This window comes from Microbacterium album (assembly GCF_014643695.1).
GTDB lineage: Bacteria > Actinomycetota > Actinomycetes > Actinomycetales > Microbacteriaceae > Microbacterium > Microbacterium album.
Map to the genome: position 1 here is coordinate 57,851 of NZ_BMJY01000008.1, position 14,196 is coordinate 72,046.

The window sequence follows — 14,196 nt, forward strand, 5'->3', positions numbered from 1 at the left end:
GATCCCTGCCTGGAGGGTTGTCCGAGCGGCCGAAGGATCTGGTCTTGAAAACCAGTGGGCAGCAATGTCCCGTGGGTTCGAATCCCACACCCTCCGCAACGGAGTCTCAGGGGAGACACCGACCGATTCGCGGCGGGTGCGAGCACTCGGGACGCCGCCGGCGAGCGATGACACCGGTGGCGGTGCGATGAGAGGAACACCCGAGTGAGCGAGACGTCGAAGCGGCGCGGACGTCGCCCGATCGCCCGCCACGGCCAGCTGTCGGCGCCGCGCCCGTTCGCGCGCATCATGCGCACGCTGGGGATCGCGATGTCGGTCGTCCTGGTCGCCGGTCTCGGCGTGGCCGCGTACATCGCCAACGACTTCTGGTCGGCTTTCACCGCCGACGCCGTCGAGCTCGAGGGACAGGCGACCAACCCGCCCGACATCGGCGCGCTCGACGAGAACGGCGTGAACATCCTGCTCACCGGCATCGACGTGTGCGAGTGGGATTTCCGGGAGGTCTTCGGCGCAGGACGCTGCCCCGTTGACCGCTCCCGCTATGACGACAACGGCCGCGAGATCACCGGCGCGCTCAACGACGTGAACATGCTCGTGCACGTCTCGCCCGAGCCGCGCCGGATCACGGTGGTGACGTTCCCGCGCGACCTGATGATCCCGACGCCCGAGTGCACGGATCCCGACACGGGGGCCGTCACGCCGGCGCAGTGGAAGGCGCAGATCAACAACACCTTCCAGTGGGGGGGACTGCCCTGCGTGGCCAAGACGATCGACACGCTGACCGTCCCGGAACTGAAGATCGAGTACGCGGCGAACGTCACCTGGGGTGGTGTGATCGACATCACGAACGCGATCGGGGGCGTCGAGGTCTGCGTTGAGAACGCGATCCGTGACCGCCACACCGGTCTCAATCTCGGGCCGGGCCCGCACACCCTCGTGGGTGTCGACGCGCTGCAGTTCCTCCGCACCCGTCACGGCGTCGGCGACGGCGGCGACCTCGCGCGGATCGGCAACCAGCAGGTCTACATGGCGGCGCTCGCCCGCAAGCTCACGAGCGAGGAGGTGCTGACGAACATCAGCACGGTGCTCACGCTCGCGCGCACGGTGCTGAACAACGTCGACCCGTCGTCGAGCCTCAACGACCCCGTCACGCTCGCGCAGATCGCCATGGCCGCGAACGACGTGCCGCTGTCCGACATCGCCTTCGTCCAGTACCCCGTCCTCGAAGACCCCTCCGACCGATATCGCGTCGTGCCGAACGAAGCCGCCGCCGAGGAGCTGTGGGCGAAGATCGTCGCCAACGAGCCGCTGTTCGCACCAGAGCCGGAAGAGCCGCCGGCGGGCGGTGAGCAGCCGGGCACGGAGGACCCGGGGACGGGCGAGGATCCTGCTCCGGAGCAGCCGACGACGCCGGTTCCGGAGATGACGCAGACCCCGCCGCCGGGCATCGAGGCGGGCCGCACGGCGCGCGACGAGTCCTGTTCGCAGGGGAGCACGCGCGTGTTCTGACCTGGTTTTCGCCCCCGCCCGCCGACCGGCTACTATGGGTGAGTGCGTCCACGGACGCATGCCCTTCGGGGCAGCTATCCTGCGGGATAGGGAGACGTCGCATAGTCAGGCCTAGTGCACCACCCTGCTAAGGTGGAGTCCCCTTTAAGGGGACCGAGGGTTCAAATCCCTCCGTCTCCGCCATTGTGATGAGTCGGGACATCGTTTACGAACGTGTCGCGACTCAGGGCTTTTTTGTGGGTTCGGCGGGTTGACGGTGACTGGTGGTCGGTGAGTCGGGTCATCGTTGACGGTCGGTTCGTTGTCGTTGTGGCTGGTAGTCGCGGGTGGGGTCGATGGTGTGCTCGGCGATGATCTCGCCGGTGCCGGGTCGGGTCTTCGGGGCGCGGGAGCGGGGTGCGACGCCGTCGGGGCCGTCGGTGTCATAGCGGGTGAGGAGGGTGTGCACCCATTGCCGGGAGACGCCGAAGCGGGCGGACGCCTCAGCGGGGGTGAGGCCTTGTTCCCGCACGACGCGGACGATGACGAGGTTCTTCGGTTTCACGCCCCATCGTCAGCAGTGCTCGCCTGTCAACGATGCCGCGACTCACCCGTCAACGATCATCACCACACCTTCGTCAACGGTGTCGCGACTCAGCGGTCAACGATCACGACCAACGCTGGCGCGATCACGTGTCAACGATGTCGTGCAACCCGACACCTCCGTCTCCGCCAGTTCTTATTCCCTCTGACCAGGGGATAGAAGGCTCCGTCCGATGCCATGGGCCCTTCGCTGTGAGGCGCGTGGTTCCCAGGTGTCGCGTTCGTCGGGCGCCACCCGGCGGGCCGTCGCTCGTTGCGGCTTTGGATGTAACCCGAATAGAGATTTTCTATGTAAGTTACAGACATGTTGATCGACAGCGCGAGTGGCGTCGAGTTGTTGCGCGACGCGGGCTTCGACGTGCGTGTCGCGGGGCACGGAGATGTCGAGATCGCCGTCGATGGAACTCGCTGGCTGCGGTACGACGTGCGGAGTCTGAACCACTCGCCGAGCCCAGCTGAGCTCGATCAGGCACAGAGTGCGCTGAGGGCGGACGAGGCCGGGGTGCTTTTCGTTGTGCCGCGTGCGGGACGGGCGTTGCGTGCGCGGGCCGCGGACACGCGGGTCGCCTACGCCGCCGTCGTCGATGGCATGGTCGGGCTCCATGGCGAGGAACATCGTGCGGCGGAAACGGCAGCCGTGGCACCGTCGGGCGCGTCTCGCGTGAGCTGGGTGCGCTTCGCCGTGCTCCGTGCGCTCGCGCTGGACCCCGCGCGCGTGTGGACTCAGTCCGAGTTGGGGAGGCGTCTCCGTGTCTCTCATGTCGCGGTCGGAAAGCAACTCCTCACTCTCGCGCCTCTGCTGGAGCGGACCCCCGAGGGCTGGCGAGCAATCGATCCTCAGACATGCGTCCATCGCTTCCTGGGCGAGTATCCGGGCGCCCGCGGCCTCGTGACCTACTGGACCGCGACGACCGATCTCTCTGCACAGGTGCAGCGCGCCGAGGAGGTTGCGCGCGAGCAGGACGTCGCGATCGCGTTCTCCGGTGACATTGCGGCGGATGTCTACGCCCCGTGGCGGCGTCCCACGCGTGGTCTCGGTTATGTGGCTGACATGCCGGATCTCGAGCCGTACGGCTTCGCGCAGGTGCGGGCAGCTGACGCCACGCTGGAGCTGCGTATCCCGCAGGACCCGACGATCCTCCCCATGTCCCGCGCCGTGTCACCGACCGGCAGGCTTCTGGCGGACCCGCTCGTCACGGCCTGGGATCTGTCGCGCACCCGCGGCGGCGATGCCCCTGACGCCGTCGCTCAGCTGACCGCCCGAGCGATCGAGGAGCGGCTTTGGTCGTGACTCGGCGCGCGAAGCTCGTGGCGACCTCCCGATCCGACGAGCTGGCGCTGCGCGCCCTCGCCGACGTGGCCCGGATCACCACTGGGGAGGAAGCGCGGATCGTCGGAGGCCAGATGACCTCGCTGCTGCTGACCGCGTTCCCGGTTCTGGATGTGCAACCGCGTCGTACCCGCGACGCGGATACCGCGATCACGACCGAGCTCGCGGGATCCGGGATCCTCCACGACCGGCTGCTGGAGTGCGGCTACGTCGCGACCGCTGGCAACAGCTATGCGCGGCCCGTCCCTGAGCTCGCGATTCCCGGTCAGCCCGCCCCGCGACTCGAGGCGGATCTTCTGGTGCCCTCGCGTGATAGCCGCTTCCGCGCCGAGACTCACGGTGGCCGCCAGTTCGACGCCGTCCCTGGCCTTCGTCTTGCGCTGGCGGCGCCTCCAATCGAGATCGCCGCCGCGGTGACGTTCCTCGACGGATCCGTCGACCAGTTCGCCGTGCTCGTGCCCCCGGTCGAGGTGGCCGTCGTCGTGAAGGCGCATGCCTGGGCTTCGCGACATCAGCCCCGCGATGTCGAAGATCTGTACCGGCTGCTGGAGATCGTGCACGCCTACTCTGCTGAGGACATCGGGGGCTGGGCGCTCGACGGCGATGGGCTTCGTGGCGCGCGAGGCGACGCCGCTACTGCGCTGTGGACGCTAACCAGACAGGTACGTCGTCTATCCGACGCCGAAGTGCCGGTCGCACGATTGGCCGCGCTGATCGCCGCCCACGTGCGACGACCCGATTAAAGCCGCTGACACCCGGCTCCACAATCTGCGGCTGATTGCGGGAAATCGCTGCGGCTGATTCCGAGTGGGGGACTGGTGCCCGTCAGCGGATCCACTCGATGGTGCGGGCGACGAACCCGCGCTGGTATCGAACTCGGGACGTGGTCGCAGGACATGCGGTGGGGGCCGATCTGTACAGTGAGCGAGTGACCCGTTTCCTGGAGGCGGCCGAGACCGCCGTCGACGGCAAGCCCTCCCTGTCCGACGTCGCCGAGTACGCTTACGTCGCGATCACCCCGCCCGGGCGAAGCCTGGTGCATGTCGCGGGGGCGTGCCCGCTCGCCCCGGATGGAACGACGGTGGCGATCGGGGACGTTCGCGGCCAGGCAGCGAGGTGCGTGGAGAACCTCGTCCAGTCGCTGGCCGCCGCCGGCGCGGGCCTAGGCGACGTCGTGAAGACGACCGTCTACGTCGCCTCCGCAGAGCAGGCTGACCTCGTGGCCGCCTGGGAGGTCGTCCGCGACGCCATCGCCCCGCACCGACCGCCGAGCACTCTCCTGGGCGTCGCGGCGCTGGGCTACGACGATCAGCTCGTCGAGATCGAGGCAGTGGCCGCGGTCTGAGGCGCGGCGTGGTGGTGGCCTTGGGCGGTCCTTCTCAGCGAGTGGCCCCCACCTCGACCCCGCCCGCTTCGACCGCTGAGCTGCGCGTCAGCGCACCGGCACGTCGACCACGCGCTCGCCCCCGACGCGCGGGGCGAGCGACCCGGCCGATGCGGCCGCGATGTCGTCACGCAGGCGGTCGAGCGCCGCGGCGGGCACCCACAGCTCGAACGTCACGCCGGCGCCGTACGTCGTGTCGCCGAGCGTCGCCCCGCGGTGCGAGACCCAGTCGCGCAGGATGTTGTCGTAGCGCCCGGCGTCCGCGTGCGGGGCGTCGACGAGCGCCTGGGTGAGGGCCTCCCGGCGGACGAGCGCGGCGCGGTCGAGCGCCTCCGACACGGCGGAGGAGTATGCGCGCACGAGACCGCCCGCTCCGAGCTTGATGCCGCCGAAGTACCGCGTGACGACGGCGACGACGTCCGTCAGCTCTCGTCGCCGCAGCACGTCGAGCATCGGCACGCCCGCGGTGCCGGACGGCTCGCCGTCGTCCGACGAGCGCGCCTGGTCGCCCAGCAGGCCCGTCACCATCGCGACGCAGTTGTGCCGCGCATCCCATGCCTGCTTGCGGATGCGGGCGATGATCGCGTCCGCCTCGTCGGGGGACGCGGCCGGTTCGACGTGCGCGATGAAGCGCGACTTCTTGATGACCAGCTCGTGCTCGATCGGCGCCGTGATCGTGGCGGGATAGCGGCGGCCGGTCATCCTCTCGAGGATATCGGGCGTTGCTCGGGCGGCAGCGAAAGAGGCGCTGCGCGCGGAGTTCGGGCACGCTGGTGCCGTGACAGGAGTTGTCCGCGAGTCGGTCCGATGGGTCCGCGCCACGCGGCCGGCGGGAATGGCGTGCGCGGCGCTCGCCGTCACCGCCGGCGCCGCGCTGCTGATCGCGCGCGTCCGGGGGGACGCCGGGTTCCCGACGGATCCGGCAGCCGTGATCCTGCTCGCGCTCGCGGCGGGCGCGGCGGCGACCGTCGCGGCGCGCCTGCAGCCGGCGGCCGGACGGTTCGCGCTCGGCCTCACGTTCGCGCTCGCCGCGTACCTCGCCAGCGCCGCGTGGGCCGTCTGGGCCTCCGGCGCCGCGAGCCCGACCGCCGGACCGGCCGCGGCGATCTGGAACACCGCCTGGATCCCGGTCCTGCTGCTCGGCCAGCTGCTCGCGTCCGCGTCGATCCGCCGCGATCCGCGCCCCCCGCGCGCCGACCTCGCCGTGGTCGCACTCCTCGCGCTCACGGCGGCGGCAAACCTCGTCCTGTCGCACCCTGAGGAGCCCTTCACCGGGCTGCCGCCCATCGCGCCGGAGAGCTGGCGGACGGCGATCGCGCCCGCCGGGGCGATCGCGACGGTGCTCGGCATGGTCGCGATCCTCATCCTCCCCGCGCGGCTGTGGTGGGCGGCGCTCGGCTCGCGCGGAACCGCCCGCGCGCGGATCGGGCTGGCCGCGAGCGGCGCCACGGCTGCTCCGCTCGTCGTCGTCTTCTGCCTGACGCTCGCGATCGCGCGGGATCCGGGCGAGGTGGATCCCTCGCTGGGATCGGTGGCGTTCCTCGTCGCGCTCGCGGCAGGCGCCGGGTTCTCCCTCGCCTGCACCGCGTTCGCCGACGGCGCTCCGTTCGCGGGAGATGCCGTCACGGCGCGCCGGATCGCGGTCATGTGCCGCGTGCTGGCCCTGGCCGCGGCCGCGCTCGTCGCGGTGGCGACCGGCACGGTCATCGCGTCGCCCGCGCTCGCCTGGGGCACCACACCGGCGGTGGTGCTGGTGTGCACCGTGACGCTCGCGGCCACGGGCGCCGCGTGGGTGCTGTCGGGGCGGCTGGCCTCCGCGCTCGCGCTCGATCCGACGCCGACCCCGCGGCCGGTCGGCCTTCCCGCGCTGAGCCCCCGCGAGAACGAGGTGCTCGCGCTGCTCGCGCAGGGCGGGTCGAACGCGGGCATCGCGGCGCAGCTGGTCATCTCCGAGCGCACCGTCGACGCCCACCTGCGGGCCGTGTTCGCGAAGCTCGGGCTGGAGCGCGAGAGCGGGTCGAACCAGCGCGTGCGCGCCGCCCGCCTGTGGTGGGAGGCGGCCCGCGAGCAGGATCGGTGAAAAGGCCGATGCCCCTGCAGGCCCCGTGGGCCCATCGTGGATGCGGCGTAACCGCGCCCGACCCATCCCGGAGGAGCCCATGTCCGCAACCACTCTCGTCCACCCGGCCGATTCGGCCGTCCGCGCTCGCCGCGCCGCGGCGACCGTGCTGCTCGCCCTGCTCGCGACCGCGGTCGTCGGTCGCCTGGTCTTCCTGCTGTGGGAGCCGCCGTTCGACGGAGCCATCCGCTACGACGAGATCGCCGCGCTCGGCGGCGCATACTGGCCGATGAATATCTTCCTGGGCGGCCCGGCCTGGGCGACGTCGTTCCTCGCGGCGGCGGTGTTCGCGGTGCTGCTCGCCCGGGGCCGCACGGCGTGGCTCGGGCTGCTGGGCGCCTTCCTCGTGGCCGGCGGCGGGCTCCTGTTCGCGATGACCATCACGGCCGAGACGCTGCCGTTCGCGTTCGCGGCGGACACCGGGATCTTCCCGGAGGCCGAGGGGCGCGCCATCTTCGACGTCCTGAACGCCCACCTGGGCTGGCTGCTGCCGATCATCCTCGGCACGCAGGCCGTCGTCGCGCTCGGCTTCCTGCTCGTCCTCGTCGCCGCGCTCCTGTCGCGCGCTACCCCGCGTTGGTTCCCCATCGCCGGCATCGCCTACCTGATCGTGTTCCTCGTCCTGCCCACAGAGCAGCTGGGCTTTGCGGCCGTGGTCGCCGGGCAGGTCATCCAGTGCGCCCTGCTCGTCGGTATCGCCTGGTTCGGCCGGCTCGCCCTCACCGCACCCCGGGCGGCACCGCCCGCGTGACCCGCCCCGCGCGACCGGCTACGGCGCGGTCGCGCGGACGCTCGCGAGGCGGAAGGCGTCCTCGGCAAGGCCCACCAGGTCGCGCTGCGCCGAGGCGAGGTCGGCCGGATCCTCGCTCGACATGAGCACGACGACGGTCAGGAGCGTGCCGTCGGTCGCCTCCCCGAGCCAGCTGCCCGTGAGGACGCCGAGGGACGAGCCGCCCTTGAACGCCACGTGCTGCCAGGCGCCGTCGGTGCGGATGCCGGGATTCTCCGCGAGGATCGCGCGAACGGTCGGATCGTCCATCTCGTGCAGGGCGTGGTGAACAGCGGCGGTATCGGCCGCCGAGGCGAACCAGTCGATGCCGTCCGGCCAGACCGCCGGGCCCGCTACGTCCGCTGCCTCGACGTCCAGGGGCAGCTCGCCGATGCGCTCGAGGAGGGACCTGCGTTCGGACTCGTCGCCCTCGCGCCAGGCGCGTGCGGGAGCACGGTCAGCGCCCCACCCGAGCTGGAACAGTTCGCGCGTCGTGAGGAAGGGCCGCATCAGGCCGGGATCGTGGTGGCCGGCCTCCGCGACCGCCGCCTCGACGCGCTCGCGGCTCACGTGCTGGATGAGCATGTCGGCGGCGGTGTTGTCGCTGATCGCGATCATCTTCTCCGCGGCCTCGCGGATCGTCACCCGAGTGCCGTCCGGCTCGTCCTGCAGCTCGCCCGAGGGGAGGCTGCGGGTCGCATCGGTGACCGTCACGGTGTCGTCCCATGTCAGTTCGCCCGCGCGGACGGCGTCGGCGACCGCGTGCAGGACGTAGAGCTTGAACGCCGATGCGAGGGGCGCAGGCGCGTGCGGGTCCATCGCGATGATCGACTCCGGTGCGCCGCCCGGCGGCGTCCGCTGGACGAGAGCGCGGACCGTGACCGGCAGGTCGGCGAGCCGTCGCTCGACCTCGTCGAGCGACTCCGACTCTCTTCAGAGATCTGAGGCGGGGCCGAAGAAGAGGCCTACGATCCTGTCGTCCGCGTCCACGGCGACCGACATGTCGAACGGCTCCCCGACTGTGCCCCGCATCGAGGTGACCGCCTGCTCGTCGGTGCCCTCGTAGGAGGTGATGGTGAAGGGGCGGGCGGGGCGGATCTGCGCGTTCAGGAGGTCGGCGAGCTCCTGTGCCGAGACCTCGGCGAGGAACGACTCGTGCAGCTCCCCCTCCCACTCGGACGCGGTCGTGTCCTCGTCCGCCTCGAGGACGTCGATGATCCACTGCGTCTTCATGCCGACCGGGGTGTCTGCGATCTCCGCGGATTCCGCCGTCTCGGTGTCCCGAGCGGGCGGCTCGTCGCCTCCCGCGCATCCTGTGAGCGCGAGCATCGCGACGCCGGCGCCCGCGACCGCTCGTGCCCAACGACCCCTCATCCACTGGCGCGACATACCGCTACCTCCCCCGCTCCGGTTTCCTTCACGCTACCGGCCGCCCGGTCCGAGCGCCTCCGCCCCGAGGGGGAGACTGACCGCTGTTTCGTTCGGCCGATCAGCGACCGGCCCGCTCCAGATGCGCGAGGAACAGCTCCGTCTGGGCGAGCGCCGAGCGGCGCAGGAACGGTGTGAGGCCGCCCCACCCGTCCGTCCAGGAGACGCGTCGGGCGATCTCCCACACGCTGGCGTCGGGATGCTCACGACGGAGACCGGCGATCTCTTCGCGCCGTCGACGATGCCGCCGGGCGAGCTCGGCCGCGCGCGCCGCGAGTCCCCGGAACCGGTAGCCGTGGCCGGGACATACCTCGACCTCGTCGTACGCCGCCATGCGCTCGTAGGAATCGAGCGCGGCGCCGATCGGATCGTCCTCGGGACCGAAACCGCCCAGGCCGAGCCCGGGCGTGATGATCGGCAGCACGTGATCGCCGGAGAACAGCAGTGCGTCGCCTTCGTCGAGCAGACAGATCGATCCGGCGGTGTGGCCCGGCGTCGCGATCACGCGCACCCTGCGCCCGGGGATGTCGAGGACGTCGCCATCGGAGAGGAGCACCGACGGCTCGAAGGTCGGCCGGGACGAGCCCGGCTGGCCCACCGCGCGCAGGGCCTCGAGCTCCTCGGTCGGCACGCCCCACCGCTGCAGCGCCTGCTCGGCGTGGGCACGGTCGGGCGGTCCCGCCGCCCAGTGGTCCGATCCGTGCAGTGCGAGCGGGACGCCCCGTTCGCGCTGCAGTCGGCCGCCGAGGCCCAGGTGGTCGGGGTGCGCGTGGGTCGAGACGGTCGAGCGGATGTCGTGGAGGGCGAATCCAGCGTGCGTCAGCGCTGTCTCGAGGCGCGCGAGGTTGTCGTCGGTGTCCCACCCCGGATCGACGAGGTGCACGCCTCCGGACGCATCGCCGAGCGCGTAGCAGAGGGTGCTCTCGACGACCCCGGTCCGGGGCAGGGGCAGTGGGATCGCCCACACGCCCTCGCGCACCCGCTCCACCTCGGGGGTCGTGCGCGCGAGCGCCGAACGGTACTGAGCCTCGCTCGTCGGCCCGTACGGCTGCATCGCGGGCTGGCCGGGCTTGTCGGGCTTGTCGGGCTGGCCGGGGCGGTCGAGGGTCACGACTCCATCGTGCCAGCCCGCCGTCGCGCCGCCGTGCGCGAGCGCGGGGCCGTCAGTCGGAGGGTTGCGCGGAAGCGGCGTGCTCGCGCGCCGCGTCGCGCACCTTCGCGAGCCCGTCGCTCTCCGTGCTGCTCACCTGCTCCTCGCCCACGGCGTCGGAGGTGACGTAGTTGTAGACCACGTCGACGAGATCGAGCACGAACTGGGCGCGGGCGGCCGCGTCCATGGACTTGAGCTGCTGTTCGATGTCCGCCGCAAGCATCGTGTCGAGAGCCATACGCACACGTTAGGCACGCGACGCGGCGAGCGACAGGGGCTTGCGCGCCGCCGAGAATCCCGCTCCCACGCGAACCGCCCGCGCCGGGCGCCCGGATGCGGCAGACTCGAGGGGATGGCTTCCTCCGCGCTCGCCGCATCCCTTCTCGATCGCGTCCGCGCGACGGACGGCGATGCCGACGCCGTCTACGACGCGTTCGTCGCGTGGGCCACCGAGCGCGGGTTCTCGCTCTACCCGGCGCAGGACGAGGCGGTGATCGAGCTCGTCTCCGGTGCCAACGTGATCCTCGCCACGCCGACGGGCACGGGCAAGTCCCTCGTCGCGATCGCGGCGCACGCCGTCGAGCTGGCCCGCGGCGGGCGCACGTACTACACCGCCCCCATCAAGGCGCTCGTCAGCGAGAAGTTCTTCGCGCTCGTGGACATCTTCGGCGCCGAGAACGTCGGGATGGTCACGGGCGACTCGTCCGTGAACCCGGATGCGCCCATCGTGTGCTGCACGGCCGAGATCCTCGCCAACCTCGCGCTCCGGCAGGGCGCCGACGCCGACGTCGGCCAGGTGGTGATGGACGAGTTCCACTACTACGGCGACGCGGATCGCGGCTGGGCGTGGCAGGTGCCGCTGCTGCTCCTGCCGCACGCGCAGTTCCTGCTCATGTCGGCGACGCTGGGCGACACGGCCGAGATCGAGCGGGACCTCACGCGCCGCACGGGCCGGAGCACGGCGCTGGTCGCAGGGGCCGAGCGCCCCGTGCCGCTGCACTTCTCGTATGAGCGCCGCGCCGCGCACGAACTGGTGGAGAGCCTTCTCGCCGAGAGCGAGACGCCGATCTACATCGTCCACTTCTCGCAGGCCGCGGCGATGGAGCGCGCACAGGCGCTCGCCAACGTCAAGGTCGCCACGCGCGAGCAGCGCGACGCGATCGCCGAGGCCATCGGCGGGTTCCGCTTCACGACCGCGTTCGGGAAGTCCCTCTCGCGGCTGGTCCGCGCGGGCATCGGGGTGCACCACGCCGGCATGCTGCCGCGTTACCGCCGCCTCGTCGAGACGCTCGCCCAGCGCGGACTGCTGCGGGTCATCTGCGGCACCGACACGCTGGGCGTCGGCATCAACGTCCCGATCCGGACCGTGCTGATCTCGGCCCTGTCGAAGTACGACGGGACGCGGATGCGTCGCCTGTCCGCGCGCGAGTTCCATCAGATCGCCGGGCGTGCGGGGCGGGCCGGGTACGACCCGTACGGCAACGTCGTGGTCATGGCGCCCGACCACGAGATCGAGAACGAGCAGGCGCTGCGCAAGGCGGGCGACGACCCCGCCAAGCGCAAGAAGATCACCAAGAAGAAGGCGCCCGCCGGCTTCGTGTCCTGGAGCGAGGCGACGTTCGACAAGCTCGTCCAGGCCGAGCCGGAGCCGCTGACCCCGCAACTGCAGATCACGGCGGCGATGCTCATCAACGTCATCGCGCGCGGCGGGGACGTGTTCGCGAACGTGCGCTCGCTCGTGTTCGACAACCACGAGCCGCGGGCCCGGCGGTACGCGCTCGCGCGGCGGGCTCTCGCGATCTTCCGCACCCTGCGCGACGCCGGCATCGTCGAGAGGACCGACGACGGCTCCATCCGGCTCGTCGTGGAGCTGCAGCCGAACTTCGCGCTCAACCAGCCGCTGTCGCCGTTCGCGCTCGCCGCGATCGAGCTGCTCGATCCCGACGACGGCCCCGGCTCCGCCGGCACCGGGCACTACGCGCTCGACGTCGTCAGCGTGATCGAGGCGACCCTCGACGATCCCCGCGCGATCCTGAGCCAGCAGGAGTTCAAGGCGCGCGGCGAGGCGGTCGGCGCCATGAAGCGCGACGGCATCGAGTACGACGAGCGGATGGCGCTGCTCGAGGACGTCACGTATCCGAAGCCGCTCGCGGACCTCCTGGCGCAGGCCTTCGAGGTGTTCGCGTCCAGCCAGCCGTGGGTGCGGGACTTCGAGGTGCGGCCGAAGTCGGTCGTGCGCGACATGTTCGAGCGGGCCATGAGCTTCGCCGAGTTCGTCTCGTGGTACCAGCTCGGCCGCAGCGAGGGCCTCGTGCTGCGCTACCTCAGCGACGCCTACCGCGCGATCCGTCAGACCGTCCCCGCGGAGGCGCGCACGGAGGAGCTGCTCGACATCATCGCGTGGCTCGGCGAGCTCGTCCGGCAGGTCGACTCGAGCCTGGTGGACGAGTGGGAAGCGCTCGCCGCGGGCATCGACACGCACTCCGGCGAGCCCGTCCTTCCCCCGGCGCCGCCGTCGCTCACCGCCAACCGCCGCGCGTTCACGGTGCTCGTGCGCAACGAGCTGTTCCGCCGCGTGCAGCTGGCCGCGCTCGAACGCGACGAGGAGCTCGTCGAGCTGGATCCCGACGCCGGATGGCCGGAGGCGCTCGACGCGTACTACGCCGAGCACGAGTCGATCAGCACCGGGGGAGCGGCGCGCTCGCCGTCACTGTGCCGCATCGCCGAGGGCCGCGAGACGTGGACCGTCGAGCAGATCATCGACGACCCCGAGGGCTTCCACGACTGGAGGATCCGCGCCGAGGTCGACCTGGCGGCGTCGGACGAGCAGGGCGAGGCCGTCGTGCGCGTCACGGAGGTGGTGCGCCTGTAACCACCGGTGCACGTCACCCGGATGGACCCCTCGGTCGGGTGAGGGTGTTGCGGGCGGGGCGGTAGATCCCGCGTCGGTCGATCCAGGGTGGCGCTTTGACGACCGGGGTGCCGGCTCTCATGCGGATGTCCCACCCGGAGTGGTCGAGGTTGTGGTGATGCCACCAGCAGACGAGCACGCCGTTGTCAGTATGCGTGGGGCCCCCGTTCGCGTGTTCGTCGACGTGGTGGATCTCACACCACGCCGCGGGGATCGTGCACCCGGGGATCACGCACCCGCCGTCGCGGGCGGTGATCGCCCGGCGCTGGTGGGTGTTGAACACCCGCTCGGGGGTGCCGAGGCGGACGATACGGCCGGTGCGGTCGTGGATGACCTTCTGCACGGCCCCGGTGCACGCGATTCGGTGGGCGGTGGACGCCGGGACCGGGGTGCCGTCGATCCGTGCGGCCCCCGTGGGGTTGTGGAGGTCGTCCTCAGCGACGGTGACCACCAGGGTCGGGGCGGCACCACCGAGCGTCGGTGTCTCCACCGCCTTCGCGGCGGACTGGATGATCACCGCGAGCACGTCGTGACGCTTCTGGGCGTTCGTCCGCGGGTCATCGACCACCTCGTCCGAGGACCACGCGGTGTTCTCGTCCCGGTCTTCCGGGTCGAGGGTGGGGGTGAACCGGACGGCCGGGTTCAGGTGCGCATCCAGCAGCCGCTGCAGCCCCGCGGCGACCTCCGGGAGCAGGGCCCCCCGTAGCGTGACGACCCCCTCCCGAATCGCTCCCAGGGTCAGGCCCCGGTTCCGGGCAGCGCGTTCCGCGTCCGGTTCGGGGCCGTCCTGGTCGAGGTAGGTCGCCCAGGTGCGGGCGTGGACCTCGACCTCCGCGAATGTCGGCGGGATCATCCCCGCCTGCTCATCCAGGGTGCCGGTGGCGTAGGCCACCGTGGTGGCCTCGGCCGCGTCCCACTGGACCGGGTCGGCCCGATCCTGGGCCTTGCCCAGTGCTGTCGTGATCTCGTGGGCGGCATCGAGCCCCAGGGCACCGTCCCGTAACGCTTCGCCGA

At 71.4% G+C, this 14,196-nt stretch carries 14 protein-coding genes and 2 tRNA genes; 9 read left to right on the forward strand and 7 right to left on the reverse strand.

Translation table 11 applies throughout. The features are described from left to right. Window positions 1-11 precede the first annotated feature (11 nt). From IEX37_RS10325 to IEX37_RS10335, 3 genes are all read left to right on the forward strand, one after another. Window positions 12-96, forward strand: a tRNA-Ser gene (locus tag IEX37_RS10325). 108 nt (window positions 97-204) lie between these two features. Beyond that, entirely contained in the window at window positions 205-1,509 is a 1,305-nt protein-coding gene (locus IEX37_RS10330) for an LCP family glycopolymer transferase (RefSeq protein WP_188756190.1), read from the forward strand. 90 nt (window positions 1,510-1,599) lie between these two features. Continuing rightward, window positions 1,600-1,692 (forward strand) — tRNA-Ser (locus tag IEX37_RS10335). Between the two features lie 97 nt (window positions 1,693-1,789). Here IEX37_RS10335 and IEX37_RS10340 read toward each other — a convergent pair. Beyond that, a complete protein-coding gene (locus IEX37_RS10340; RefSeq protein ID WP_188756191.1) occupies window positions 1,790-2,053 on the reverse strand; it encodes a helix-turn-helix domain-containing protein in 264 nt (87 codons plus the stop codon). Window positions 2,054-2,395: 342 nt separating this feature from the next. Here IEX37_RS10340 and IEX37_RS10345 point away from each other — a divergent pair, with 342 nt between their 5' ends. The 3 genes from IEX37_RS10345 to IEX37_RS10355 all read left to right on the forward strand — a co-directional run bounded on the left by IEX37_RS10345 (window position 2,396) and on the right by IEX37_RS10355 (window position 4,766). Further along, a complete protein-coding gene (locus IEX37_RS10345; RefSeq protein ID WP_188756192.1) occupies window positions 2,396-3,382 on the forward strand; it encodes a hypothetical protein in 987 nt (328 codons plus the stop codon). A 17-nt stretch (window positions 3,383-3,399) separates the two neighbouring features. Continuing rightward, window positions 3,400-4,164: a hypothetical protein gene (locus tag IEX37_RS10350; protein WP_188756193.1), complete on the forward strand. Its 765-nt coding sequence runs from the start codon at window positions 3,400-3,402 to the stop codon at window positions 4,162-4,164. Window positions 4,165-4,349: 185 nt separating this feature from the next. After that, complete coding sequence (locus IEX37_RS10355) at window positions 4,350-4,766, forward strand: RidA family protein (RefSeq protein WP_229663203.1); 417 nt, start codon at window positions 4,350-4,352, stop codon at window positions 4,764-4,766. 87 nt (window positions 4,767-4,853) lie between these two features. Here IEX37_RS10355 and IEX37_RS10360 read toward each other — a convergent pair whose 3' ends face one another. Then, window positions 4,854-5,507, reverse strand: coding sequence for an IMPACT family protein (locus IEX37_RS10360; RefSeq protein WP_188756195.1), 654 nt, complete (start codon window positions 5,505-5,507; stop codon window positions 4,854-4,856). Window positions 5,508-5,583: 76 nt separating this feature from the next. Here IEX37_RS10360 and IEX37_RS15975 point away from each other — a divergent pair, with 76 nt between their 5' ends. Together IEX37_RS15975 and IEX37_RS10370 are read left to right on the forward strand one after the other, a co-directional pair. Next, window positions 5,584-6,885: a helix-turn-helix transcriptional regulator gene (locus tag IEX37_RS15975; protein WP_229663204.1), complete on the forward strand. Its 1,302-nt coding sequence runs from the start codon at window positions 5,584-5,586 to the stop codon at window positions 6,883-6,885. 79 nt (window positions 6,886-6,964) lie between these two features. Next, window positions 6,965-7,675 carry a hypothetical protein gene (locus IEX37_RS10370; protein ID WP_188756196.1) on the forward strand — a complete coding sequence of 237 codons (711 nt, stop codon included), beginning with the start codon at window positions 6,965-6,967 and terminating at the stop codon, window positions 7,673-7,675. 18 nt (window positions 7,676-7,693) lie between these two features. Here the strand turns inward: IEX37_RS10370 and IEX37_RS10375 are convergent, their stop codons facing one another. The 4 genes from IEX37_RS10375 to IEX37_RS10390 all read right to left on the reverse strand — a co-directional run bounded on the left by IEX37_RS10375 (window position 7,694) and on the right by IEX37_RS10390 (window position 10,509). Beyond that, window positions 7,694-8,512 carry a serine hydrolase gene (locus IEX37_RS10375; protein WP_188756197.1) on the reverse strand — a complete coding sequence of 273 codons (819 nt, stop codon included), beginning with the start codon at window positions 8,510-8,512 and terminating at the stop codon, window positions 7,694-7,696. A gap of 114 nt (window positions 8,513-8,626) precedes the next feature. Further along, a complete protein-coding gene (locus IEX37_RS10380; RefSeq protein ID WP_188756198.1) occupies window positions 8,627-9,082 on the reverse strand; it encodes a Cpe/LpqF family protein in 456 nt (151 codons plus the stop codon). Between the two features lie 100 nt (window positions 9,083-9,182). Next, window positions 9,183-10,232, reverse strand: a complete 1,050-nt coding sequence (locus tag IEX37_RS10385) for an MBL fold metallo-hydrolase (protein ID WP_188756199.1) — start codon at window positions 10,230-10,232, stop codon at window positions 9,183-9,185. Between the two features lie 52 nt (window positions 10,233-10,284). Next, complete coding sequence (locus IEX37_RS10390) at window positions 10,285-10,509, reverse strand: hypothetical protein (RefSeq protein ID WP_188756200.1); 225 nt, start codon at window positions 10,507-10,509, stop codon at window positions 10,285-10,287. A 114-nt stretch (window positions 10,510-10,623) separates the two neighbouring features. Between IEX37_RS10390 and IEX37_RS10395 the strand changes: the two genes are divergently transcribed. Next, window positions 10,624-13,143, forward strand: a complete 2,520-nt coding sequence (locus IEX37_RS10395) for a DEAD/DEAH box helicase (RefSeq protein ID WP_188756201.1) — start codon at window positions 10,624-10,626, stop codon at window positions 13,141-13,143. Between the two features lie 13 nt (window positions 13,144-13,156). On the opposite strand, the gene IEX37_RS10400 is transcribed toward IEX37_RS10395, so the two are convergent. After that, a partial coding sequence (locus tag IEX37_RS10400) for an HNH endonuclease signature motif containing protein (protein WP_194461745.1) occupies window positions 13,157-14,196 on the reverse strand: 1,040 nt, incomplete at its 5' end.